This window comes from Saprospiraceae bacterium (assembly GCA_026129545.1).
Taxonomy (GTDB): domain Bacteria; phylum Bacteroidota; class Bacteroidia; order Chitinophagales; family Saprospiraceae; genus M3007.
The window spans coordinates 198,512-223,632 of sequence record JAHCHX010000003.1 but is presented as its reverse complement, the minus strand read 5'-3'; the positions used below and the strand labels follow the sequence as shown (position 1 = coordinate 223,632).

Genomic DNA, 25,121 nt, shown 5'->3' with positions numbered 1-25,121 from the left:
AATATGTAAAAACTTAGGCATCCAACCCAAGTCAATGTAAAATTGTTTTAGCGAATACATCTGGTTCATGGAGTTATCGAATGACATATCGGTATTGAAGGATTTGGTCATGGTCTTGCTTGCCAAGGTTGAGGCACTGGAATCCGAGAATGCTGCCCTTCGGGCGGAAGTTGCCGAATTGCGTTCGCGCCTAAAGATGAACAGCAAGAACAGTCACAAGCCGCCGTCGTCAGATGGTTTGTCCAAGAAACCGGGCCTTCCCAAAGAGCCGCCCAAAAAGAGCGGCGGCCAGTTGGGCCACAAAGGCAAGACGCTCAAGATGGTGGACACGGTGGACCACGTTGTGGTGCACCATGCCACATCCTGCTCCTGCTGTTCGAAGGATTTTTCCACTGCCGACGTGGTTGAAGTGGCCCAAAAGCGCCAGGTGTTCGATATTCCCGCACCCCGCATGGAGGTCACGGAGCACCAGTTGGGCGTGGCGGTCTGTTGTGGCAGGCAGCATTGGGGCTGTTTTCCGCCCGAGGTAGGCCAGCCTGTGCAGTACGGTTCCCGGATCAAGGCGCTGAGCGTCCTGTTGAACAACGACTACAAACTGCCGCTGGAGAAAATCGAGCAACTCATGGGCGACCTGTGGGGCTGTTCGTTCAACGAAAGCACCGCCCTGACGGCCAACGCTGGCATGTACCAAGCCCTTGAGCCGATTGAGGAACAAATCAAAACGGCGGTTTTGGCCTCCGATGTGGTTCATTTTGATGAAACGGGCATGCGGGTGGAGAAAAAACTCCACTGGTTCCACGTCGCCTCGACCGCGCTGTTCACCCACCTGTTCGTCCACAAAAAACGGGGCAAGGAGGCGCTCGAATCCGAAGCCTCGCTGCTCAAGGACTTCACCAAGCGGGCCGTGCACGACTGCTGGGCCAGTTATTTTGACTTTCAACAGTGCAAGCACGCCCTCTGTGGCGCGCACCTGCTCCGGGAACTGACCAATCTGGCGGAAAACGGCTCAAAATGGGCCTCCCAAATGCACCAGTTTGTCCTGCAACTCTACCAAGCCAGCCAAAAGGGCACCGGGTCGGTGGCCGACCCTCAAACCTGGCGGCACCACTTCGAGCAAATCTGCCAATCGGCCGACAGGGAAGAGCCGCCCCCCAAACAGGGCAAAAGAGGAAAGCCCAAAAACTCGAAGGGACGCAACCTGCTCAATCGCCTGGTCAAGCACCGGGACGAGTGGCTTGCCTTTGCCTTTGAGCAAAACGTGCCGTTCACCAACAACCAAGCCGAGCGCGACATCCGTTGCCTGAAGACCAAACAAAAGGTCGCCACCAATTTCCAAACCTTTAAAGGGGCGCAGCACTATGCACGCATACAATCATTTACCTCAACTCTACGCAAACATTCAATGAACGTGTTCCAGAACCTGACAAACGCTTTTGATAGGAAAACTATCGTTTTTAAGGCTGGCTAAGTTTTTACAAAAATATACCTTGATTCGCTAGGATTTGTCAGACGACCATGCTCGCTCTCCATGATTTTGAGCAGGCTGCCTGCGCTTTTAGGCATGCCCCAAACCCGGCGGCGCAAAGTATATAAACTGACTATTCGGGTTGCCATGCCTGCTTCTTTCTAAAAGCCACTCCCCGAAAAAATGCCACTGGCGAACCGTCCTGTTTGGTGATTTTTATGGCATAGTTTGAAATGGAGTTGCCCAAATGTTCCTCCGTGGCGGTGGCGGTCAGAACGTCGTTTTCAAAAACTGGTGCGATGTGTTCCACCGTGCAGTGAATCGAGACCGTGTGCCGCCCGCTTGAGTTGCAGGCAAATGCGAAGGCGCTGTCGGCCAGCGAAAATGTGATGCCCCCGTGCGCCACGCCAAAGCCGTTGAGCATCTCGGCCCGCACCTTCATGCGCAAGGTGCAGGTGCCTTCCCCCACCGACACGAGCTCCATGCCCATCCATTGGCTGAACGGGTCGTTGTCGTACATTTTGTGGAAAATCTCAAGAGGGAGCACGGGATTGCTGGTTGTGCGTTGTTTATTGATTGATTAAAGCTAGAGTTCAGGTACTTGATGTAGCCGTTGACCGATTTTATTGTCGTTTCAAATTTCGTTCTTCCTGTTTGAAGTTCTTCCTGTGTTATGTATCCTTCATCTTTGGCGGTAATGGCATCATCCAAAACCTCGAACAACCAACAACGAGCAATCAATAAAACCCCTGATTTTCCCTTGCCATTTTCCGCAACAGCGGGCTGCATCGGTAGCGGTCTTCCAGATATTCGACATAGAGCGAATCCAGTTTTTCCACGATTTTTTCGATGCCGATTTCGTCGGCCCAAGCGAGCAACCCTTTGGGATAGTTGACCCCTTGCGTCATGGCGAGGTCAATGTCGTCGCGGCTGGCGACGCGCAGGTAGAGTGCGTCGGCGGCTTCGTTGATAAGCATGGCGAGGATGCGGCTGGCGATTTCGCGTCCGAGGTTTTCGTCGCGGGTAGGTTCGGGTTTCACGGCGCCTTCTCGATAGTCGTAGAATCCGCGCCCTGTTTTTTTGCCAAACAGGTGTGCATCCACGAGGCGTTTTTGGGTGAAAGAGGGTTTGTAGCGAGGGTCGTAGAAAAAATTGGAGAAAATCACTTCCGTCACGGCGTAGTTGATGTCATTGCCGATGAAGTCCATCAGTTCAAAAGGCCCCATGCGGAAGCCGCAGAGGTCGCGCATGGCCCAGTCAATGGTGGCGACATCCGCGATGCCTTCGTCGAAAATGCGCAGGGCTTCCCCATAATAGGGCCTTGCCACGCGATTGACGATGAAGCCTGGTGTGTCTTTGGCGATGACGGTCGTCTTGCCCCAGCTGTCAATGAGTTTTTTGCCGCGCTCCACCACATCTGGGCGGGTCTGAAGGCCGGGGATGATTTCCACCAGCCGCATCAGCGGGGCAGGATTGAAGAAGTGGACACCGAGTATGCGCTCTGGGTGTTTGAGTTGGGCACCCATAGCCGATATGGAAAGCGAGGAGGTGTTGCTGGCCAGAATGGTATTTTCGTCCACGATGGCCTCCATGCTCTTGAAAGCGATTTGTTTCTGTTCGATGTCTTCCACAATGGCCTCGATGATGATGGCGCAATCGCGGAATTCGCTCATGTGGTCGGTGAAGCGGACGCGGCTGAATAGGGAATATGCCTCGGCATCTGTGATTTTTCCTTTTTCGACGCCTAATTTCAAGGATGCCTGCATGCCCTTGCCAGCCTTGGCCAAGGCAATGGTAAGATTGTCGCATATCACCACTTGATGTCCGGCAGCAGCGGCGACTTGGGCGATGCCGCTGCCCATTGCTCCTGCGCCAAGTATGCCTATTGTGTCCATGAGAAAGGTTGGAGGGTTAGAAGGTTTCTGGTTTGGGGGTTTGAGGCTTGTTGGTTTGCTCGGCCAAGCGGAGCAGGCGGGGTTTATGGTTTTTTGAGGGCACAAACTTACATGAAACCTAAAACCTGTTTTTGCCAAAATTAAAGAAACCTTCGGAGCCGACATTCTGGGAATGTTCAGAAAAGCGTGTCAAACCTTCCTATATGTTTTTTTACATGTCGAACGCCGCACTCAAAAGAGCGTGAGTCTTCGAAAACCAAAACTCTGTGCCTCCGCGTCTCTGTGTTTTCTCATTGCCCGAACTGGGGTGGCACAGCTTTGTGGACACTCTCGGCATTCTGGTCACATCAACCTCCAAATCAGCAATCCCTCCCGAACATATATTCATCCGGACGGGTAGAAATCCTCAAGCCCGCCCTCCTTTTCCCTACCTTTGCTGCAATGGAAGAACAAAAAACGCGCATCCTCGGCATTGACCCCGGCACCAATGTGCTGGGTTATGCCATTATTGATGCGAGCAAAAAGGAAATAAAGGTGATTGAAATAGGCGTGGTCACGTTTGCGCATCTCGGTGCCGAACAGACGGTGAAGTTGCGCTACATCTTCGAGCAAGTGCAGGATTTGATTCACCAATATCGCCCCACGGAGATGGCGATAGAGCAACCTTTCTACGCCAAAAACGTGCAGTCCATGCTCAAGTTGGGTCGCGCCCAGGGGGTCGCCATCGCTGCTGGCATGGTGAACAACCTCGCCACAACAGAATATATGCCCAAAAAAATCAAAAGCGCCGTGACGGGCAATGGAAACGCTTCCAAGGAGCAGGTGGCGGGAATGTTGGAGAACATCCTGAAAACAAAATTTTCCGAACAATACTTCGATGCCACAGATGCTTTGGCAGCGGCTGTGTGCCACTGGTACCAATCCTCAAACGCCGCGCTCAAAGGTGCCAAATCATACACTGGCTGGAAAGCGTTTTTGAAGGACAACCCTAAGCGGGCGAAGTGATGAGGGAATTGAATTTTTTATGAAACCTTGCGACGATTTTTTAAATTTTGAAGGCACTTGGCCTACCTTTGCCATCAAATCCTTTTTTCTGACAAAGCATTTTCTCACAACCAAAAACTTTCAAACCAACTATGGCAGTAAAAGACAAGTATGCAAGCGTGCTCGCGCTCGGTGAGCAGCTCGGCGTCACCGACGGTCGCGTCGAGGAAGGAAACGGCGTGCTCCGTGTGTGGGGCACCGTCCAATATGGCCAGCACAAAGACCAATTGTGGGATGCCATCAAAGCAGTGGGCGGCGCCGCGCCGACCGATATCGTGGCGGACATCAGGGTGGCCAACCCCGACGTGTATGCCATGCACACGGTGAAAAAAGGCGAGAGCCTCAGCAAAATCGCCCAGCACTACTACGACGACATGATGAAGTACAAGCAGATTTTTGAGGCAAACCGCGACCAACTCAAAAACCCCGACCTTATCGAAATCGGGCAGGTGCTGCGCATTCCGAATCCATAAACGAGCCGGTGCCTTGCGCCAACCACCATCACAAGCGGCTGCTACGGGACACCGAAGCAGCCGCTCGTGTTTGTCAGGGGGCCAATCGCTCTATCTTCCAGCCGTCAGCCGTCTTGGTATAGCATATTCGGTCGTGCAAGCGGCTTTCCCGGCCTTGCCAAAACTCGAACACATCCGGCTCCAACCTGAAACCGCCCCAAAAAGGCGGCAGCGGCAGTGCGGTTTCGTCGTGATATTGTTCTTTGAGTTCCAAGGCGCGTTGTTCCAACGCCATGCGGCCCGACACGACGCGGCTTTGGGGGCTGGCCCATGCGCCGATTTGGCTGCCTTTCGGGCGGCTTTGAAAATAGGCAAGCGCCTCTTCGCGCGACACCTTTCCCACTGTGCCCTCTATGCGGATTTGTCGTTCGAGCTCCAGCCAAGTAAAAAGCAGGGCCGCTTGTGGGTTTTCAGCCAATTCCTGCCCTTTTCGACTTTCGTAGTTGGTGTAAAAAACAAAGCCGTTCCGGTCAAAGCCTTTGAGCAAGACCGTGCGGGCGCTCGGGCGACCGTGGCTGTCGGCGGTGGCGAGGGTCATGGCGTTAGGCTCAGTCAGCTCGCTGCTGATGGCCTCCTCGAACCACACGCCAAATTGTGAAAAAGGATTGGCCAGCACGTCGGTTTCGGAAAGCGACTGGCGGGCGTAGTTGCGTCGAAGCGCGGCGAGTTGATGTGGCTCCATACAAGCGTATTTTTCGAGAGTGTTCAGAAAAGTGTGTCAAACCATACCGGGTGTTTTCTTTTTACGCAATACACGCCGCGCTTAAAGGAATGTAAATTATTGAAAACCAAAACTCTGTGCCCTTCGTGCCTCTGTGTTTTCTTATCGTCTCCATTGGGATGACACAGTTTTCTGAACACGCTCTATTTTTCTGCAAAAGTACGCCTTGACGCGCCAAGGTTTATCACCTCACTATGATTGACAACCATGATTTTGAGCGGGTTGGAAATTCAAGTCATGCCGAAAACTTGGCGACGTGCTGCATCAATCTTCTTAGCGCCACACGGCCACGCTGCCAGACTCGCCGCCCTGCACTTCCAAAATATGCGGGAAATAATCCTTCAAACTTTCGATGTGCGACACGATGTAAATCTGGCGAAACTGCTCTTGTAGGTAGTTGAGCGCCAGCATCATCTCCAGCCGTCGCTCCTCGTCCTGACTGCCAAAAATCTCGTCGAAGGCAAGAAAGCCGATGCCTTGTTCCGCACCGCTGAGGTCTGTGATGGCTTTGGTGATGGCGATGCGCAGGCAAAAGTTGGCGAGGTCAATCTCGCCGCCGCTAAAACGCTCGATGGGGTAGAAAACGCCCCCATCGGCGATAGTGAACTCAAAATTTTCGTCCACCCTTATTTGCTCGTATTTGCCCTTGGTGATGCGGCTGAACAGGTCGCTGGCCTCGCGTGAGATGCCGGGGCTGACTTTTTCGAGGATTTCGGTTTTGAACAGTCCGAGCATTTCGGCGAGTTTGCGCAGCAGTTCGATTTCGTCGAGTTTGTCGCTGATTTGGGTTTTGATGCGGTCGTTGGCGCGGAGTTTTTCCTGATTTCGAGCAATGCCGTTTTGGAGCTCGATGCCTGTCTTTTCCAACGTGCGTACCGTTTCGGATTGGGCGTTGAGGGCATCGGCAAAACCCGTGATGGCTTGTTTGGCGTGTTCGTAGCGGGCCGCGTCGTAGCCGACTTGGGCGAGCGCCGCAGACTTGGCGGCCATGTTCTTTTCGGTTCCCACTATGGAGGCTTCAGTCGTTTTTAAGACAGCCAGCGTTGTCGGCAATTCGCGGGCGACGTAGTTTTCGTTTTTTGAAAATTCGAGATAGCGGGGTTCCGTCGCGGTGATTTTTTCTTTCAAACTCGAATATGCGCCCTCATCGAAATGAACCGCGCCGATTTCTCGCAAAATAGCTTCGTCGGCTGCGAGGCGTTTTTCCAAAAGTGCTCGCTGACTCTCCTCGGAAGTTTTTGAACGCGCGATTTCGGCCAAACGTGCCTGTTCTTTGCCCAGTTTCTCGACCTCCAAACGAACCGCGTCCTGACGTTTTCGCAGGTTTTTTCCGGCCTCGACGATGATGTTTTTTTCTTGCTCCAGCGCCAGCAATTGCTTGGTTTGCAGGGCGTTGATTTCCTGTTCGAGTGCTGCCAATGCCCGTTCGTAGCCATCGAGCAAAGGCTGGAGACAGGTGGGGCAAGTGCCTTCCCGACCGAGCTGGCGCAGGCTTTCCAACTTGTCCGAACGCTCGCGCAGCCCCGCCTGAATGCCGCCGATTTTGCCTTCGACGGTGCCGTGCGCTGTCAGTTTGGCCTTGATTTCTTCTTCCAGCGTTGCCACAAGTCCTTGTTTTTCGGCCAATGCCGATTCGACCTCGGCTTTTCCGGCCAACTGCTTCGTGTAGTCGCCGATTTTCGCCTGAATGTTTTTCAGGAGTTCGTGCGTCTCGGCGATTTTGTCGAGCCGCGCCGAGCGATTGACAAAACGCTGATGTTCTTTTTCAAGCAGGTCGAGCCGTTTTTTTTCTTCCAAAAATTGCGTGAACATGCCACGCTCGCCGTCGAGTTTTTCCTTTTGCTGTTGCAATTCTCGGCTTTTTTGTGTCAAATTTTCACGCTGCGACTTCAATCCCGCGAGTCTTTCAGCCAATTGGCCGAGCTCGCTATTGAGGGCATTGAACTGCCTCAGGCGCCCTTCCTCCTCGTCGAATTTTTGCTGTTCTGCTCGGTATTTCTCCTCGACTGCTTTGAGTTTTTTGTGCTCGGTTGCCCACTCGGATTTGTTTTTTTCCAACGCCTGTTCCGCGTCGGTGATTTCGGCTGTGAGCGTCTCCACAAGCAGGTCGTCGAGTAGGTTTTGCTCTTGGCCCGCGATGCGAATTTTCAGGTCGCGGATGTCGCCGTTGACTTGTGCCTGAATGTCGTCGAGACGGTCGAGGCCGAGCATTCGGCGCACGATTTTGCGGCGCTCCTCCTTGCTGGCGTGGGTTAGTTCGTCGAGTTCTTTTTGGCCCGAAAAGACGGAGCGTTTGAAGGCGTCGCGCTCGATATGGAGCACCTTCACGAGCTCGTCGTTGACGGCGGAGACGCCTTTGGCGACGAGTTGGTCGTTTTTGAAAAGTTCGGCGCCGACGGCCAACGCCTTGCCCCGAAACTCGCGCCGCACGCGGTAGCGGCTCTCGCCGAGCGTGAATTCCAGCGCCAATTCCACGGTCGCTTTCGGGTCGGCGAAAGAGGAGCGCACGAGGTTTTTGTTGCTCTCGTCGCGCCCGAACAGACAGTACAAAATGGCCTCGAAAATGGTGGATTTGCCCGCGCCGTTTTTGCCGATAATGCCGACCAGCCCCTCGCGGAAGTCGAGCGAGAGGGTCGCGTATTGTTTGTAGTTGGCGAGTTTTAAGTTGTTGAGAATCATTTATTCAGGCTTGCATCTTTCGGATGCGGGCGGCGCCGGGCTGAATGACGATGAAATGGTCGGAAAGCAAATTTTGATTGGCTTCGATGAAATCAGCGACAAGTTTTGAGCGGGAAACTGAACGCAATTCTTCGGTGCGAACGGGTATGATGCCGGTGTGTACCATTTTCATGCGCCACACCAATTCGCCAAAATCCAAGTCGCGGGTGATGAGGATGCGGTTGTCGGAGTTGGCGATTTCCAAAATCGTTGCGTCGTCGGTGCTTCTATCGGTTTCGGCAAAATAAATCACGTCATGCCCGGCTGTGCGGAGCAGGGCGACCAACGTGCCATCCACGCCTTCGTCCGCTACGAATTTCATGCTGCGGCGGGGGTTTGAACGAACATCTCACCGCGTAAAGAACTGGCTGCAAATGCCAACGCCGCCAAGATGTGCTCGCGTTTCAGGCGAGGGTGTTCGGCCAGAATTTCCTCGAACGATTCTCCCTTGGAGAGCTTTTCCAAGATCAGTTCGACCGTGATGCGCGTGCCGCGAACGACGGGTTTGCCCAGCATCGCTTTGGGGTTGATTTCGATGAAGTCGGCTGCTCCGTTTTTCATTTTTTGTTGAAAGTGATTTTCTGACAAAGATAAAGGTTGTTTGCGAAATCCCGCGAAGGAATGGGTGCGGGTTGGGCAGTAACAAAAGTCAGCGGTTTTCTCATTGGCTTATGTCTTAAAAAGAGCGGGGCGACAAGGTTGGCAGAGGTGATGCATCCCCCCCCATTTCCGTGAAGGATTTCCCTGTTTTCAGGGCAATGGGCCGATTTTTTGCAATTCACCATTTGCAGGGTTTTGGCCGGAGGGGGCTGCCCCGACCTTTGTGCCAGCAGTTGTTCATACGCTGCAATCGCTGTTTTAACAAAACAAATACGTCGCGTCGGGAAACTTACCATTAAATATGCTCGTTATGCCCAACATCGAAGATTGAGAATCTCGCTTCTTTCCGCCGGCGGTGCAGGAGACCGAAAGCCAACTCTACGCAAAACCTCGCTTCCACAAGCCCGTTCGAGGGCATTAGTGCTCCTGCTGATTTTATCCAAAATGCTCTGATGTGCTGGGTGGCTGATGCTGCCTCGTTCCCATAGCGGAACACTTTGTGCCCATTCGCGCAATGGGTGCCCAGCTCATGCTTTGCTCATTTTTAAAATGCTAACGCCATGAAAAACAACCCGTGTTATCTCGCTCTTGCTACCTTCATTTTTTGGGTCGGCACCTCTTTCACCCAAAGAAAAATGAACGGGCAAACCACCGATAGTGCCTCTCTCGGCCAATACTCCTCGCTTCAGCACGATGTGCAAGCCGTTTCGTCCACGATTTCCGTGTTGTATGGGGCAGACTACTCCAGAGTGGAGTCTTATGTGCAGGCCGCCGTCAACCACGAGGCGCAAATCGGCATCCCCGCCACGGTGGTCGTCAGCATCGCCGTCTATGAATCGAGCTTCAAAAGCCAGCTCTTCGAAGAATCCGGCAACCCTTTTGGTATCAAGGCGGGCAAAGATTGGGGCGGTCTCGTCGTTTATCATAGAGACGATGGTACGTACACGCCTTTTCGTAGGTATGGCAGCGCGGAGGAGGCGGTGCTTGATTTTGGCCGCTTCATCCAAGCCCGCCGCTGGTACGACGATGCCCGCAGTTGCTCGCGCTACGACTATGTGTGCGTGGTGGATGGCCTGAAAAAAACAGCCCACGAGCCGGGCTACAGCACCAATCCCGAGTGGGATGAAAAAGTGGTCGAGCTCATCGAGCGGCTTGGCTTAGAGGTGTTGAGTGAGCGATGAGGCCGTTGTTCGTCAAAAAAAGAGAGTCATCGCGAGTGGTCGTGGTGGCTCTTTTTTTTTGTGCTTCACATTGCCTGAATTTTTACCCCTTCTAAATAACCCAAATATTGCCTTCTTCTTCAAACGAAAATTCGGCAACCCCGTTCCTGCAAGTAGTTTTGTTCCGCGAAAATGCAAAAGGCGCTGGGGTAAACTCCTGACAAGTTCTTTTCTTTGCGCGCTTGCATTTCATTGTTCATCCCCGAGGTATCGGGACAAGAATTTGTTACTCCGAATGAGTTGGTTCACCAGATTCCTATCTTCTTCTCTTGGTCAAAAATTCGTGATGGCGCTGACCGGGCTGTTCTTGATGCTTTTTTTGGTCATCCATCTGCTCGGCAACCTCCAATTGCTGAAAGACGATGGCGGCGAAGCGTTCAATACCTACGCCTTTTTCATGACCCACAATCCGCTCATCATGTTCATATCTTACACCCTCTACGCCTTTATCATATGGCACGCGGTGCAGGGCATTCTGTTGTGGCTTAGCAACAAATCGGCACGGGGCAACAACCGCTACGCGGTGCAATACAGCCGACCGGAGGAGCGTCCCTCGCGCAACATGGCATGGTTGGGCATCGTCATTTTGGTGTTTCTCGTGCTCCACTTGTACCAATTCTGGCTGCAAATGAAATTGGGCAAGCTGCCGCCCGTGGATGTGGCCGCTTACGACCATCCTGTACAAAACCTATACATCCCGGTGGCAGAGGCATTTAGCAACCCCTTCTATGTGATTTTTTATGTGTTGTGTATGGTGGTAGTGGGGTTCCACCTGTGGCATGGCTTCTGGTCATCTTTCCAGACCTTGGGCCTGAACCATCGCCGCTACACGCCGCTCATCAAAACGGTGGGTTACCTCTACAGCGTCGCCATTCCGGCGGGGTTTGCGCTCATCCCGCTTTGGATGTATTTTTCAAAAATCTGAACAATTCGAGGAGCACGTTTCTGGGGCGGTCATTCGATTGCCTTAGTGCCGCGCCGCTTGCTCGAACCAATACTTTGTCAAATCAGTACACGAAAATAATATGGCAAAATCAGCTGCCCTCGATTCCAAAATTCCATCTGGCACCATGTCGGAAAAGTGGGAGGATTACAAAGGCCACGTCCCGCTCGTGGCCCCCAACAACAAACGCCGCATTGATGTCATCATCATCGGCAGTGGCTTGGCTGGCGCTTCCGCCGCCGCCTCGTTGGGCGAGTTGGGATACAACGTGAAGTGCTTTACATTTCACGATAGCCCGCGCCGCGCACACTCCATCGCGGCACAAGGGGGCATCAATGCCGCCAAAAACTACCGCAACGACGGTGACTCGGTCTATCGCCTTTTCTACGATACCATCAAAGGTGGCGACTATCGCGCTCGCGAAGCCAACGTACATCGCTTGGCCGAAGTCTCTGCCCACATTATAGACCAGTGCGTGGCGCAGGGCGTTCCTTTTGCCCGCGAATATGGTGGCTTGCTCGACAATCGCTCTTTTGGTGGCACACAGGTCTCTCGCACTTTTTATGCGCGTGGACAGACGGGTCAACAATTGCTTATCGGTGCTTATCAGGCACTAAGTCGCCAAGTCAAACTCGGCACGGTGAAAATGTACAATCGCCACGAGATGCTCGATGTGGTCTTGGTAGATGGCCAATGTCGAGGCATCATCGCTCGCAACCTGCTCACCGGCGAGCTGGAGCGTCACTCCGCCCACGCGGTGGTGCTTTGCACGGGCGGCTATGGCAACGTTTTCTACCTTAGTACGAATGCCATGTTGAGCAACACGACGGCGGCATGGCGGGCGCATCGGCGCGGCGCGTTTTTTGGCAATCCGTGTTTCACCCAAATTCACCCGACTTGCATCCCTGTGTCGGGCGAATATCAATCGAAACTCACCCTAATGTCCGAATCGCTGCGCAACGACGGCCGCTGTTGGGTGCCAAAAAATCCCGCCGACCGCTTGAAAGACCCGCGCGAAATCGCCGAGGCCGACCGCGACTACTACCTCGAGCGCCGCTATCCGGCTTTTGGCAACCTCGTGCCGCGCGACATCGCCAGCCGCGCCGCCAAAGTTGCCTGCGATGAAGGCTTGGGGGTCGGCAAAAGCGGCCTTGCCGTGTATCTCGATTTTGCCGACGCCATCAAGCGCAAGGGGCGGGCGACCGTGGAAGCCGCGTATGGCAACCTTTTCGAGATGTACGAAAAAATCACGGGTGAAAACCCTTACGAAATGCCCATGCGCATCTATCCAGCCGTGCACTACACGATGGGCGGCTTGTGGGTGGATTACGAACTGATGACGACCGTTCCGGGTCTCTACGCTTGTGGCGAGGCTAATTTTAGCGACCACGGCGCCAACCGCTTGGGCGCTTCGGCGCTCATGCAGGGTTTGGCCGATGGCTACTTTGTGTTGCCATACACCATAGGAGCCTACCTTTCAAGGGAAATACGCACTGGCGAGATACCTACCAACACGCCCGAATTCGACGCTGCGGAAAAAGAAGTGCGCGAGCGCATCGCGCGACTGCGCGGCATTGGCGGCAAACAGAGCGCGGAGAGTTTTCATCGTCGTTTGGGCAAAATCATGTGGGACAAGTGTGGCATGGCCCGCAATGCCAAAGGGCTGGAGCAAGCCATCAAAGAGATACGCGATTTGAGGGCTGAGTTTTGGCGCGACGTTTTTGTGCCGGGCAGCGATGCCGAGTACAATCCCGAACTGGAAAAGGCCTGGCGCGTGGCTGATTTCATGGAACTTGGCGAACTCATGTGCCAAGATGCCCTGCACCGCAACGAGAGCTGCGGCGGCCACTTCCGCGAGGAATACCAAACCGAAGATGGGGAAGCCAAGCGCGACGACGTGAACTATATGTATGTGGCGGCTTGGGAGTGGAAAGGCGAGGGTGAACAAGCAGCATTGCACAAGGAGCCTTTGGAGTACGAAGAGGTGAAAGTGACCCAACGGTCTTACAAATAGACACGGACATTCGCAGGAACTTTTAGCAGGCGCCATGAAAAACTGTCTTTTGCTCACAATACTGCTCTTTTTTTGGGGCAAGGCAAGCGGACAAGACACCTTGCGACTCAAAAACCCATCCTTTGAGAAGGACAGGCCAAGAGCAGGGGTGGTGCCAACGGATTGGCTCGACATGGGCGCTCCCACTGAAACGCCCCCCGACATTCAGCCCGGACACTTCGGTGTCGAGTTGCCCGCTCAGCATGGCAAGGTGTATTTGGGGTTGGTAGTGCGCGACGTGGGCACATGGGAAGGGGTGGGGCAGCGGCTCAGCGGTTTTTTGAAAAAAGATTCGGCTTACACGTTCAGCGTCTGGCTGGCGCGTTCCAATGGGTTCATCTCTATTTCAAAATTGACGGGAAAAGAAGCCCGTTACAACAGCCCGACGGTGCTCAAAATCTGGGGCGTGAATGCAGAGACGCAACAAGAGGAACTGCTGGCACAAAGTGTTCCCGTGGGACATTCTCAATGGACGCTTTACACTTTTACCTTGCGCCCCACGGTGGCCGATTTTGATGAGATAAACCTAATGGCCTACTACGCGGAGGGCTTCGAGCAACAAAATGGCAACCTGCTGCTCGACAACTGCTCGCCCGTCGTGAGAATAACCGAACCAAAATAAAGGCAAACATCCAATCATCAGTAAATCAACCATTGCGAAATATGCGCTTAACGCTCAAAATCTGGCGCCAAGGCGGCCAATACAAAGGCGAATACGTCACCTACCAACTGCCCGACGTGAACCCTGACATGTCATTCCTCGAAATGCTCGACGTGCTCAACGAACAGCTCATCAGCCAACGCGAGGACCCTGTAGCCTTCGAGCACGACTGCCGGGAAGGCATCTGCGGCACTTGCTCCCTCGTCATCAACGGGCGCCCACACGGCCCGATGAAAGGCACCACCACCTGCCAAGTGCACATGCGCCACTATCACGACGGCGACACCATCGTGATAGAACCATTCCGCGCGCAGGCGTTCCCGGTGGTGAAGGATTTGGTGGTGGACCGCTCCGCCTTCGACCGCATCATTCAGGCCGGAGGATACGTCAGTGTCAACACCGGTCAGGCGCAAGATGCCAATGCCATCCCCATCGAGAAAGAGACGGCCTCGCGGGCGTTCGACGCAGCAGCCTGCATTGGATGTGGCGCTTGCGTGGCGGCTTGCCCCAATGCTTCCGCCATGCTTTTCACCTCCGCCAAAATCAGCCATCTCGCGCTCTTGCCACAAGGTCAGGTGGAGCGCCAAAAGCGCGTGTTGGCCATGGTGGCTCAAATGGACAAAGAAGGCTTTGGCAAGTGTTCCAACGTAACGGCCTGCGAAGCCGAATGCCCAAAGGAAATCTCGGTGGAAAACATCGCTCGCATGAATCGAGAGTACCTCGCGGCGGTATTTGCCTCAGAGAAAGAAATGGCTTGACAAAAAGGTAGAAGGAGGGTGAAGGGTAGAAGGCAGACGGTGGAGGGTAGAAGACTGTGAAACTTGCTTTTGAGGTGCATACTTTTTCAAAGAAAATGAAACAACCCTGCACCTCCCTCCCCGCACCTAAGTTTTTGCAAAAATGGGATAAAAAAAGCTCGCCCTATTGGCTTATGCCCTTGCAAAAGGCTGCCTTGTGCGAAATCCCCAACGAGGAAAAGGTCGAATCAGCAGGTTTTGTTTGGTGCCAACGTTCCAACAACCGCTGATTCGGCCTTTTTTCATTTTTAAGGGTGTTTCGCCTTATTTTTAACAAATAATTTTTGGTGAAATCATAAAAACTGTCGCCTGAAAGCCAAATCTTTGGGGCGCAAAAAGACAAAAACGCTTTGTTAACAAAATTTACAAAGGTTTCTTGGCAATTCACTTGCACATAATTTTTCCCTGTCCTACCTTTGGGCAAATTTTGAACACCGAAATAAAATTTCACAACACGACTCGCCATGTCAGAGAAACTGGATAAAATAGACCTTAAAATCCTGAAAATCCTTCAGGAAAACAGCAAAATCACGAACCTCGACCTTTCCAAAAAAATCGGCCTATCCCCTGCCCCCACCTTGGAGCGCGTGAAAAAGCTCGAGCAGAGCGACATCATCCAAAGCTACCACGCGCAGGTGAACCCCCAACAGATGGGTCTGAACGTGAAAACCTTTGTGCTGGTATCGCTGGCATGGAAGAAAGAAAATGCCCTGAACAACTTCCTTGAAAAAATCTCAGAGATTGACGAGGTGACCGAGTGCTACATCATCACTGGCGAGGCTGACTTCTTGATGAAAATCATTTGCAAAGACATCCCCACATATGAGCAGCTCCTCTTCAAAACCATTAGCCAAATCGAAGAAATCGAGCGCCTCAAAACACTGATGACGCTTTCCACCGTGAAAGACTCGAAGATTCTGCCGTACAACTACGACGAAAAGTAAGTACAAAAATCTTTTTGAAAATGCCAAGCGGCTGTCGCGCAAGCAAGTGCGGCAGCCGCTTGGCATTTTTCGATTGCAGATTACCCCGAAGGGGCGAAACAGGCTATGCTTGGAGATTTTTCTGGGCCCCCACGAAAATATTTCACCCTGCCATTTCTGGCGCAAACCCAACCAACGGCGGCGTTTCAAGATTCTCCGGCACCGATTGGCAAGCAAGCGGCGGCAAGTGTGCCATGCCGCCATTCTCCCCAATGTTAAGTTTTTCCGCCTCCCCTTGCCTCTCACCGTCGGCTTGCCGACATTTGCAAGGGTGTTGCGTCTTCGAAAGTGCGCACGGGCGCGATGCCGGGCAGGCCTGCTCCCTCCTTTTTAATCCTTCCCGTATTCCTTACTGTGTTGTTGTGAATATACCCCCTCATCGCACACGCGATGAACCTCGCTCTCATTCTTTCATCAAAAACAGTCAAAAAAAATGAACAGTCTATTTCAAACCCGCCCATCTACACACACACACACGGGCAAATTTTTGCCCCGCTATTTTCAAATTATTTTCTGATGGCTGCCATAATGTTTCTCTTGCCGAGTCTGCGTCAAGATTTGGCGGCACAAGGCACATTCTGCGGTTACGCCATAGATGTCACTATCGGCAGTGAAAACGTATCCGACATTTTTCCCGGAGGCGGCACTTGGCCCTCTGGGACGATACTCAACGTGACCGGGGTGCTCACCATTGACCAGTCCATCACGCTGAACGGGCTGACTTTCCTTATGAGTCCCGGGGCAAGGATTGTCGCGCAGGGAAGCGGCGTGGTCGCTTCCATTGGGAGCGGCACACAAATGCTGGGCTGCTCGGCTCTTTCGATGTGGGGCGGCATAAGAATACAGAATGGGGCGAGCATTGAGATGGTCGGCGCAAGAATAGAGGATGCTTGGATAGCTCTTCATTTCACGAGCAACGCGAATATTGCCGGTTCCATCCTCTCGGGCAATTTCCTTTACGACAACATGATAGGCATTTACTTCATAGGCCCGGGACTATTTCGCCCTGCCGTTTTTGCGGGCAATGTGATAAAGCGGGACATCGGGCCTATTCTGCCTCCGCCACCCGGCGTCACTTACGATGGCTCCCTGTTGTGGATGGGCATGGTGTTCGGAGTGGCCAAAGTAGATATAGCTTCCAACGCCAGCGCTCGCAATGAAATATCCGGCTATCGGCGCGGGATTTACGTCAACAACGCGACCATGACGATTGCCAATTGTAGCTTCAACAACAATGCTTACGATGCCACAGCTGGCGATGCATATAGCGGCACTGATATTTTTACCAACAACTCAACCGTGGCGGTAGGAGGGGCTGGCAATCAAAACTGCGTGTTTTTCAATGCTTACACTTCTTCTATTCTTTCGAGAAGCACGCGCGGCCTTTCGGTGAGCGGGGCTAGGTTCAACAGCCCTCAACGCTACGGCATCAATTGCATCAAGAGCATCAACCTGACCAGCCCGATTCGGGTGACCAACAACATTTTTCATTTGAATGGCGCGAAGACCATCAGCGGGATTTTTGTGGAACGACCGCCGAGCGGGCCCGAAACGACCAACACCCTGATACGTCAAAACTCGTTTGTCGTTGATGGCGGGCACCCAAAAGACTCCATGCTAGTCATAGACGTGTTGGGCAAGGTGGACGCTTTCGATGCTGCGGAAATCAGCGCCAATTCCATCGAGGTAACTCGAACCTGGCCGCGCATACATGGTATCCGCATCGCGGGAAAAGGCAACAACTACAACGTGATTGACAAAAACCTCCTCTCTTGGAAGCCCTCCGCACCTCCTACGGCGACTATCGCGGCATTGCGCTCCCTCGGCATCATCGCTCAAGACCTGATGGGCTCGAACAATTTTATCATTGACAATGATATTTGGTCGAAGTTGGACGATAGCAACGGCAAGTCTTACTTAAAGGCGGGCATTCAACTGTCAAACAACCCGTTTTCGCTCTGGGTTTGCGAAAACCGCCTTGAGGAAAACCATCACAACCTTTTTTGTGGGGGCAGCCTGGGCAACACACGCCTTGTGAGGAACCTGATTGGCGATGCGGGCTATGGGCTGTATTGCAGGTCGGATGCCTCCCTGCCCGACCAAGACCGCTTCGAGAACAGGTGGGTTGGCTCCACTTATGTCAACCGTGGCGCGGAATATCAAGGCGGGAGTCCCGGTTTTCTCTTCTTTTATGACGATGACAATACTATTCCAGATGACAAACCTATTACTGTCCTTCCTACTAGTGGATGGTTCTTCTCACTCGAAGGTTCTAATAACGTTTGTGGCGTAGGTGGTGTGGTCATCACAGAAAAGGAGTGGGCGTTTTTGGACAGCACCTCGTTTCCGAACGCGGAGACCGACAACTGGGACACCCGCAGGTTGCTGCTTTACAAGCTGATGCGCCACGCCGAAATCGTTTCGGAAGAGCCGACTGCGGCCAACTACCTGAGCGCGAACGAAACCGCCGAAACCTCGCCGTGGCGGTTTGCGTATGCCGAAAACCTGTTTGACCAGGCATACTCGCTCTCCAACAGCCTCAATGCCGCGTTTGCCAACACCGGGAATCATTTTCAGGCATTGCTCGACAGCATTGCAATCCTCGACGAGTTGCAGGCGCAGGACACCACCACTTTCGACACCCAGATCGCTCAACAGCGTGCCGATGTTTTTGACCTGCTCGCGGTGGCTGCCGACAGTTTGCAGCAATTGCGCGAACAAGCATACTCGACCGTGTTGCCCGCCCTTCAGTCAGCCCTCACTTATGCACAAAGCCTGCCCGACACGCAAGACTATGAAAAGAACCTCAAAGACATCCTTGTCATCGCGATTCGTCACGCTCGGGGAGATTCTCTCGAGGAAAGCGATTACGGTACGCTGCGCGACATTGCGGCGCAGTGCCCGGCAATCGGCGGCATCAGCGTCCGTCGCGCCCCGCTGTGGCTGGCGCACGGGGAGGGCGTGGACTACTTGGACAAGGACTGGGATGAGAACTGCGGCATCCGCCCGCTCGCGGCATCGGAGACGAAAACGCCTGTTGGAATCAGGGTGATGCCCAATCCTGCCGACGGGCAGGTAGAGGTGCTGTTCCCCGCCAACACGACGGGGCGCTGGCAATTGAGGGACATGTCGGGGCGAATCGTCCGAGAGGGCAACATAAGCAGCTCTTCTTTGCGGATTGGCACGGGCACGCTCTCGCAGGGCCTGTACCTTCTCAACTGCCAATTTTCGTCCGGCGATTTTTCGACCACCAAAATCAGCATCGCTCACTAAGTTTAACTGAACCCACTAGTCATAGCATGTCCGATGAGACAGGCTATGACTAGTGGGTTCCTTTTAATTTAAAGACAATGAAACTTGAAAAACTTTTTTGTTTACTGTTAGTGATAGGCCAAAATATGGCTACCGCGCAAATAAAATTTGACTATAATTGGGTATTAGGCTATCCTGCCGATATAAATTTCCCTAATCCTAAATACAATGGCACTTTGGTTGATTTTAATACAGAACCCACGGAATACTATTATTTTGATATCGGTGTTAAGTTAAATGCTAACGCAGCTATTTCCGATAGCACGGGTAAATTGTTGTTTTATACAAATGGATGTGAAATAATAAATAAAAATCACAAAAAAATGATTAACGGAGATGATATAAATGCTGGTGGATTATCATTTCAACAGGAATGCAAATCAAACATATATCCATACGGATACTCAACGCATCAGGGTGTCTTGATTCTTCCTTTTCCTGATATGCCCAATCAGTATGTTTTATTGCATTTAAGAAAATCAGATACTATCTCACGCGAATACATATTAGATTTACTTTACTCAATTGTTGATATTTCTGGGGATGATGGGTTTGGGGCAGTACTATCAAAGAATAACTTTGTTTATCACGATACTTTTTGCGATATGCTGACGGCTGTACGACATGGCAATGGCAGGGATTGGTGGATTTTGATACCACGATATAATACCGCTGAATACTATACTTTCTTACTATCTCCAGAGGGCATAGGCAAACCTATTATTCAAAAGATAGGCGAACCAATAAAGAATTTTAGATGGGGGGTCCAAGCTGCATTCTCTCCAAATGGCGCCAAATATGTCAATCACACCCCTCTTGGGGGACTTCAAATTTTTAACTTCGACCGATGTGCTGGATTGTTATCCAATCCTGTACGCATCACCTTTCCAAATGATACAATTGGGGGTTGCGGAGTAGCGTTTTCTTCAACCTCAAGATTTTTGTACGCATCAAACACGTTAAAACTATACCAGTTTGACCTACAGTCTGTCAACATATCCAAAAGCAGACAAGTGGTTGGGGTTTACGATGGTTTTGAGGATGCTCTGCCTACTACTTTCTATCAAATGCAACTTGCTCCCGATAATAAGATATATATGACATGTACCTTTGGCGTGAAATACTGGCATATAATCCACACGCCAGATAATAAGGGATTAGATTGTAATTTGGAGCAGCATTACCCAATCCCAACATACCATGGCTTCTCCCCCCCCAACTTCCCCCATTTTCGCCTGTTCGACGCGGAGGGCAGCCCCTGCGACACGCTCGGCATCAACGGCCCGCCACCGCCGGAGGACACCACGCCGCCACCGCCCCAGTGCGCCGGCAACATCCGCATCTACCCCAACCCGGCGCAGCGCCTCGCCCAAATCGAGCTGCCCGACTGCGAGGGCGGCTCGCTGCGGGTGTTCGATGCCATGGGCCGCTGGGTGGAAGACCTCGCGCTCGCGCCCGAGCGTGTCGGCACCGAGCTCGACGTGTCGCGCTATGTGCCGGGCATCTATTTTCTGCACATCCGAACGGCCACTGGCGAGGCGGTGGTGCGGGGGCTGGCGGTGGTGCGGTGAGGGAGGGGATTGACGGTTGCGCGATTTGTTGATGTGCCGGGCGCGACATTGAAGTAAGGTGCTGATGTGGGTGTCCCTCCAACAAGGGCAGCTGTCTGCATCAAAACCCATGCAATGCCTCCGATTCCAATATTTCCATGCCCACCCCACCATCGTTCGCTCTGGCAATCAATGCCCGCGCCACCTTTTCCGCTTGGATGCCCCGATAGCGCCGCGGAATGAGCGGAGCAAACATTTTTGCCAACACGATGCCTACGCGTTCGCCCAACCGAAACTCACCGCGTTCGCCGAGCAGAATAGAAGGGCGCACCGACACAAAGTGCTCAAAGTCCAAGCCTCGTATTTTTTCCTCCAACTCGCCTTTTGTTTTCAAATAAAAATTGGAAGAAGCCGCATCCGCACCAACGGAGGATACCAACAGGTATTGCCGCGCCCCATTTTGCCGCGCGATTTTGCCGATTTCAAAGGGATAGGCGCAGTCAATGCGGTATTGCGCTTCTTTCGAGCCTGCCTTGCGCAGCGTGGTGCCGAGTGCGCAAAAGAGGTCGTCGCCCCGGACTTTTGAGACATCGGGATGGTCGAAATCGAGGGTTTCTTGTCGCAGTTTGGGGTGATGCATTTCAAGTGGGCGGCGGGTGAGGGCGACCACAAGGTCGTAGTGTGGGTTTTCCAACAATTGTTGCAAAATATGGCTGCCGACGAGGCCTGTGGCGCCGAGTAGGAGGGCTGTTTTTTTCATGGAAAATATGTATATCCCAACGGTAACGCCGACAATCTTCCGGCATTGCCTAATGGTTGTGCACTGCCAACAGACTTTCGATATGTTCGGTTGAGCTGCAAATCCTATAAATTCCCGACAACCCCAGCGTATCCTGTTTTGTTCTTATTGGCAAAATGAATTTCGCCCTACCTTTGCTGCCCGCTACTTACAACCATCACACTCCACCGCAAAAAAAATATGTTTGAAAGTTTAAGCGACCGCATGGATGCTGCCTTCAAAGTCTTGAAGGGCAGCCACCGTATCACCGAGCTCAACGTTGCAGAAAGCATCAAGGAAATCCGCCGTGCTCTCGTCGCGGCTGACGTGAACTATAAAATTGCCAAGGAATTCACCGACAAGGTGAAGGACAAGGCGTTGGGCACGGAGAACGTGCTGAAAAACGTGAACCCCGGCCAGTTGATGGTCAAAATCGTGATGGACGAACTGGCCGAGCTCATGGGCGGGCAGTCCGTCGGCATCAACGTGAAAGGCAATCCCGGCATCGTGTTGGTGGCGGGTTTGCAAGGTTCGGGTAAAACAACCTTCAGCGGCAAGCTCGCCAAATACCTCAAAGAGCAACGCAAAATGAACCCCCTGCTCGTGGCCTGCGACGTGTATCGCCCGGCAGCCATTGACCAGTTGACTGTGTTGGGCGATAGCATCAAGGTGGCGGTGTTCAAGGAAATAGAGAACAAAAACCCCATCGAGATTGCCAAGAACGCAGTGGCCTACGCCAAGGCTAACAGCCACAACGTCATCATCGTGGACACCGCTGGGCGCCTTGCGGTGGACGAGGCGATGATGAACGAAGTGACGGCACTCAAGGAAGCGCTGAACCCCACCGAAACCCTCTTCGTGGTGGACTCGATGACGGGTCAGGACGCGGTGAACACCGCCGAAGCCTTCAATCGGCGCATCAATTTTGACGGCGTGGTGCTGACCAAACTCGACGGCGACACACGGGGCGGGGCGGCATTGAGCATCAAATACACCGTCGGCAAGCCCATTAAGTTTGTTTCGGAAGGCGAAAAGTTGGACGCGCTCGATGTGTTCTATCCCGACCGTATGGCGCAGCGCATCCTCGGCATGGGCGACATCGTGTCGCTGGTAGAAAAGGCCGAGCGCGAGTTCGACGAGGAAGAAGCCAAACGCCTTGAAAAAAGGATGAAGCAGAACAAGTTCGACTTCAACGATTTTCTCGGCCAAATGCAGATGATAAAGAAAATGGGCGACCTCAAGTCGCTCATCGGCATGATACCGGGCGTGGGCAAGGCGCTCAAAGACGCGCCCATTGACGACAAGGCGCTGGTGCGGGTGGAAGCCATCATCCAGAGCATGACCCCAAAAGAACGCGCCAACCCCGACCTACTCAACATTTCCCGCAAGAAACGCATCGCTCGCGGCTGTGGCCAGACGCTGGAGCAAATCAACCTGTTTGTCAAGAATTTTGAGCAAATGCGCAAGATGATGCACCAAATGGCCAACTCGCCTATGGGCAAAATGGGTATGCCGCCCGGTATGGGTATGCCACAAAAGGGCGGGTTCAGGTGATGAGCCGTTGCCTGTGTTTTTGAGGTACTTGATTGGGGCCAGCATGATAGCAGCCCGGCGATTGCGGAGAATCGCCGGGCTGCCGTGTTTTTTGAAAAACGATGTTCGGTAGTATGCGAAAGACATCTTCTTGACCCAACTATATGTGCCTTGTTGCCAGTCTTTCTTCAAAACAAAATTTCCGTTGCAATGAAACAGCTCTACCTCCTACCGTTGCTCTTGCTATCCACCGTTGCGCTGTTCGCGCAGGAAAAATTCGAGTTGGGCTTTGCCGTGAAGGCGGGGACATTTACCATGCCGCATGAAAAGAAGGAAACGATAGGATTGGCTTATGACTACCCGGCAGGCTTTTCCAGTTCCTATGGAGTTTTCGTTTCAAGGCGGTTGGGAGGACACTTTAGGCTCTCGCTGGATTTGCTATACAATTTTTCAAGGTATGAAGAAAGAGGAAATGGAGCCGAGCCCTTTTCGTCATTTTTACCCGCCACTACAAAAATGACAAGAAATATCAACGCGCAAAGCCTGATTACGCCGCTACAAATTCTGTTTTCACCAAAGAAAAACGGAAAGTGGGTACTGAATGCCGGCGCAGCATTGAATGTCGTGTTGGGTTCGGAAATGATGACCCGAATGGAAAGTGACTCCCAAAATCCTGTGACCCAATGGCAAAGTGACCCGGTGAGGAGATTCGGTGAAGGCACACTTTTACAGGCTTTTTTGATTGCGGGTTTGCATTATAGGATGGAACAAAGGACCGCTATCGGTTTAGAATTTACGGGACTATTGCGCCGCGAACAGCTGACTTATTGGAATTGGTCTGCCCCACCGATGGCTATCATTGCATGCGACTGCATTAATCCCTACAACGGCATTCCCTTCTGGATGCAAAGCCTCGCCATTTCCCTCCGCCACAATATTTTGCGATAGAACGACTCACGCAAAACTCAACCCCGCATTCACCACGCCCATCACTCGGTCGCGCACGCGCTGGTCGGAGGTGGTGGATGCGATGGTGTCGAACACTTGACGCTGGTTGATTTGGCGGAGCTCGTTGAGGGAGTTGAGGCGGTGGTGGGTCGCGACCCGCGACATGGCTTCGGCCACGGTGCGGCTCATGCCTCCGTTGCCTTGATTGATGGCCAAAGCTATGACGATGGTCATGGCGGCCTCGGAGTTGAGGATGTCGCTCAATCGTGGGACGACGATATTGATGCCGCCCACATTCAGGTTGAGCTGGTGATTGAGCGCGGGCTGCACATAGAGTTCGTTGGCCATGCGCAATTGCTCGCGCACGAGCGACGGCTCAAAGCCTGCCTGCACAAAGGCTCCATAGAGCGGCACATTGCGTTGGATGTAGAACCAAGCCTCGTCGCCGCTGCGCTTCGTGCCACTCTCGTCGAGTACCGTGACGACGGCGTTTCGGCCAAAGCCTTCCGTGTCAATGCCCACTCGCTGAAAGATGTTCTGAAATGCGAGCGACGCATTGGCTTTCATGCTGGCGAGGAGGTGGTTGAGGCTGGAGCCGACCGCTGCCGCTGCCGCAAATTGGATGAATCCGTAGGAAAATATCGCCTTGTCGTAGCTGTTGATGGCATCGAAACTGCCCTCGTGCGTGGAGACGTATTGCAGTGCTCTTGCCTGCGCGAGCGTCAGCCCGACTTCCTGTATGGTGGCCACGCTCAATTCGATGTGCGACTGCCCTGCATACATGATGCCGTGCGGATAAACCATGTGGATGGATATGGTGAGGTTGTCGCGCATGCTGGCTACCACTTGGCGCCCATTGAATAAGGGCACTGTGAGGAAGTATCGGCGAAATCCGGCTTCTTGGCGGGTCTCCACCCTGTATTGCTGTCGGGCGCTCAGGTAGTTGCCGCCCGTTTGGACGGGTGGTGTTGGGGTGGTCGGCGTGGTGGGCGTAGGCGTGGTGGGCGTGGTGGTGCCTTGCCCTCTGACGAGCAATATCTGCCCGATGTTTAGGCTGGTGGTGCGGAGGCTATTGATGCGCATCAGCTCGTCAACGCTCATGTTGAATCTTCGGGCGATGGCGAAAAGCGTGTCGCCGGCGACGACTCTGTATTGCTGAGTGCCGCTGCCGCTGGTGACGGGTGTCGTGGGTGGTGGGGTGGGGGTGACGGGCGGCGGCGGTGTCGTGGGGGTGCTTTGTGCCCTGACCCTCAGCACTTGACCGACGCTGATGCTGTCGGATTTGAGTCCGTTGAGGGATTTTAGTTGTTCGACGGTGAGGCCGAATTTTCTGGCGATACCGAATAGGGTGTCGCCTCTGACTACTTGGTAAGTATTGACTGACATCC

General features: G+C 53.0%; 21 protein-coding genes. 13 read left to right on the top strand and 8 right to left on the bottom strand.

Features of this window, described 5'->3' with window-relative positions; all coding sequences use genetic code 11:
* Positions 1-67 precede the first annotated feature (67 nt).
* Positions 68-1,468 carry an IS66 family transposase gene (locus KIS77_18725; GenBank protein ID MCW5924365.1) on the top strand — a complete coding sequence of 467 codons (1,401 nt, stop codon included), beginning with the start codon at positions 68-70 and terminating at the stop codon, positions 1,466-1,468.
* A 130-nt stretch (positions 1,469-1,598) separates the two neighbouring features.
* On the opposite strand, the gene KIS77_18720 is transcribed toward KIS77_18725, so the two are convergent.
* Together KIS77_18720 and KIS77_18715 are read right to left on the bottom strand one after the other, a co-directional pair.
* Positions 1,599-1,985, bottom strand: coding sequence for a hotdog fold thioesterase (locus KIS77_18720; protein MCW5924364.1), 387 nt, complete (start codon positions 1,983-1,985; stop codon positions 1,599-1,601).
* Between the two features lie 217 nt (positions 1,986-2,202).
* Positions 2,203-3,360, bottom strand: coding sequence for a 3-hydroxybutyryl-CoA dehydrogenase (locus KIS77_18715; GenBank protein MCW5924363.1), 1,158 nt, complete (start codon positions 3,358-3,360; stop codon positions 2,203-2,205).
* 441 nt (positions 3,361-3,801) lie between these two features.
* Here KIS77_18715 and ruvC point away from each other — a divergent pair, with 441 nt between their 5' ends.
* On the top strand, positions 3,802-4,365 hold the full coding sequence (gene ruvC, locus KIS77_18710) for a crossover junction endodeoxyribonuclease RuvC (protein MCW5924362.1): 564 nt from the start codon (positions 3,802-3,804) through the stop codon (positions 4,363-4,365).
* 131 nt (positions 4,366-4,496) lie between these two features.
* Positions 4,497-4,877, top strand: a complete 381-nt coding sequence (locus tag KIS77_18705; protein MCW5924361.1) for a LysM peptidoglycan-binding domain-containing protein — start codon at positions 4,497-4,499, stop codon at positions 4,875-4,877.
* 73 nt (positions 4,878-4,950) lie between these two features.
* Here the strand turns inward: KIS77_18705 and pdxH are convergent, their stop codons facing one another.
* From pdxH to KIS77_18685, 4 genes are all read right to left on the bottom strand, one after another.
* Entirely contained in the window at positions 4,951-5,598 is a 648-nt protein-coding gene (gene pdxH, locus KIS77_18700; protein ID MCW5924360.1) for a pyridoxamine 5'-phosphate oxidase, read from the bottom strand.
* Between the two features lie 312 nt (positions 5,599-5,910).
* Entirely contained in the window at positions 5,911-8,316 is a 2,406-nt protein-coding gene (locus tag KIS77_18695; protein MCW5924359.1) for an SMC family ATPase, read from the bottom strand.
* Positions 8,317-8,320: 4 nt separating this feature from the next.
* Positions 8,321-8,677 (bottom strand): DUF5615 family PIN-like protein, encoded by a 357-nt coding sequence (locus tag KIS77_18690; GenBank protein MCW5924358.1) that lies wholly within the window; start codon positions 8,675-8,677, stop codon positions 8,321-8,323.
* Positions 8,674-8,916: a DUF433 domain-containing protein gene (locus tag KIS77_18685; GenBank protein ID MCW5924357.1), complete on the bottom strand. Its 243-nt coding sequence runs from the start codon at positions 8,914-8,916 to the stop codon at positions 8,674-8,676. The genes KIS77_18690 and KIS77_18685 overlap by 4 nt, the downstream gene beginning before the upstream one ends.
* Positions 8,917-9,515: 599 nt before the next feature.
* Between KIS77_18685 and KIS77_18680 the strand changes: the two genes are divergently transcribed.
* From KIS77_18680 to KIS77_18645, 8 genes are all read left to right on the top strand, one after another.
* Positions 9,516-10,136, top strand: coding sequence for a glucosaminidase domain-containing protein (locus tag KIS77_18680; GenBank protein MCW5924356.1), 621 nt, complete (start codon positions 9,516-9,518; stop codon positions 10,134-10,136).
* Positions 10,137-10,410: 274 nt separating this feature from the next.
* Positions 10,411-11,100 carry a succinate dehydrogenase cytochrome b subunit gene (locus tag KIS77_18675; GenBank protein ID MCW5924355.1) on the top strand — a complete coding sequence of 230 codons (690 nt, stop codon included), beginning with the start codon at positions 10,411-10,413 and terminating at the stop codon, positions 11,098-11,100.
* 100 nt (positions 11,101-11,200) lie between these two features.
* The gene (locus tag KIS77_18670) at positions 11,201-13,132 is read left to right on the top strand and encodes a fumarate reductase/succinate dehydrogenase flavoprotein subunit (protein ID MCW5924354.1); all 1,932 of its coding nucleotides are present in this window, start codon (positions 11,201-11,203) and stop codon (positions 13,130-13,132) included.
* 34 nt (positions 13,133-13,166) lie between these two features.
* Entirely contained in the window at positions 13,167-13,793 is a 627-nt protein-coding gene (locus tag KIS77_18665; GenBank protein MCW5924353.1) for a hypothetical protein, read from the top strand.
* A 41-nt stretch (positions 13,794-13,834) separates the two neighbouring features.
* Positions 13,835-14,590 carry a succinate dehydrogenase/fumarate reductase iron-sulfur subunit gene (locus KIS77_18660; GenBank protein ID MCW5924352.1) on the top strand — a complete coding sequence of 252 codons (756 nt, stop codon included), beginning with the start codon at positions 13,835-13,837 and terminating at the stop codon, positions 14,588-14,590.
* 503 nt (positions 14,591-15,093) lie between these two features.
* A complete protein-coding gene (locus KIS77_18655; GenBank protein MCW5924351.1) occupies positions 15,094-15,573 on the top strand; it encodes an Lrp/AsnC family transcriptional regulator in 480 nt (159 codons plus the stop codon).
* Positions 15,574-16,128: 555 nt separating this feature from the next.
* Positions 16,129-18,885, top strand: a complete 2,757-nt coding sequence (locus tag KIS77_18650; GenBank protein MCW5924350.1) for a T9SS type A sorting domain-containing protein — start codon at positions 16,129-16,131, stop codon at positions 18,883-18,885.
* A 1,136-nt stretch (positions 18,886-20,021) separates the two neighbouring features.
* Positions 20,022-20,495 carry a T9SS type A sorting domain-containing protein gene (locus KIS77_18645; protein ID MCW5924349.1) on the top strand — a complete coding sequence of 158 codons (474 nt, stop codon included), beginning with the start codon at positions 20,022-20,024 and terminating at the stop codon, positions 20,493-20,495.
* 100 nt (positions 20,496-20,595) lie between these two features.
* Here the strand turns inward: KIS77_18645 and KIS77_18640 are convergent, their stop codons facing one another.
* Positions 20,596-21,234 carry an oxidoreductase gene (locus KIS77_18640; protein ID MCW5924348.1) on the bottom strand — a complete coding sequence of 213 codons (639 nt, stop codon included), beginning with the start codon at positions 21,232-21,234 and terminating at the stop codon, positions 20,596-20,598.
* Between the two features lie 219 nt (positions 21,235-21,453).
* On the opposite strand from KIS77_18640, the gene ffh reads away from it, so the two are divergent.
* Both ffh and KIS77_18630 read left to right on the top strand, forming a co-directional pair.
* Positions 21,454-22,806: a signal recognition particle protein gene (gene ffh, locus KIS77_18635; protein MCW5924347.1), complete on the top strand. Its 1,353-nt coding sequence runs from the start codon at positions 21,454-21,456 to the stop codon at positions 22,804-22,806.
* Between the two features lie 189 nt (positions 22,807-22,995).
* Positions 22,996-23,733 carry an outer membrane beta-barrel protein gene (locus tag KIS77_18630; GenBank protein ID MCW5924346.1) on the top strand — a complete coding sequence of 246 codons (738 nt, stop codon included), beginning with the start codon at positions 22,996-22,998 and terminating at the stop codon, positions 23,731-23,733.
* A gap of 6 nt (positions 23,734-23,739) precedes the next feature.
* Here the strand turns inward: KIS77_18630 and KIS77_18625 are convergent, their stop codons facing one another.
* Positions 23,740-25,119: a LysM peptidoglycan-binding domain-containing protein gene (locus KIS77_18625; protein MCW5924345.1), complete on the bottom strand. Its 1,380-nt coding sequence runs from the start codon at positions 25,117-25,119 to the stop codon at positions 23,740-23,742.
* Between the last annotated feature and the right edge of the window lie 2 nt (positions 25,120-25,121).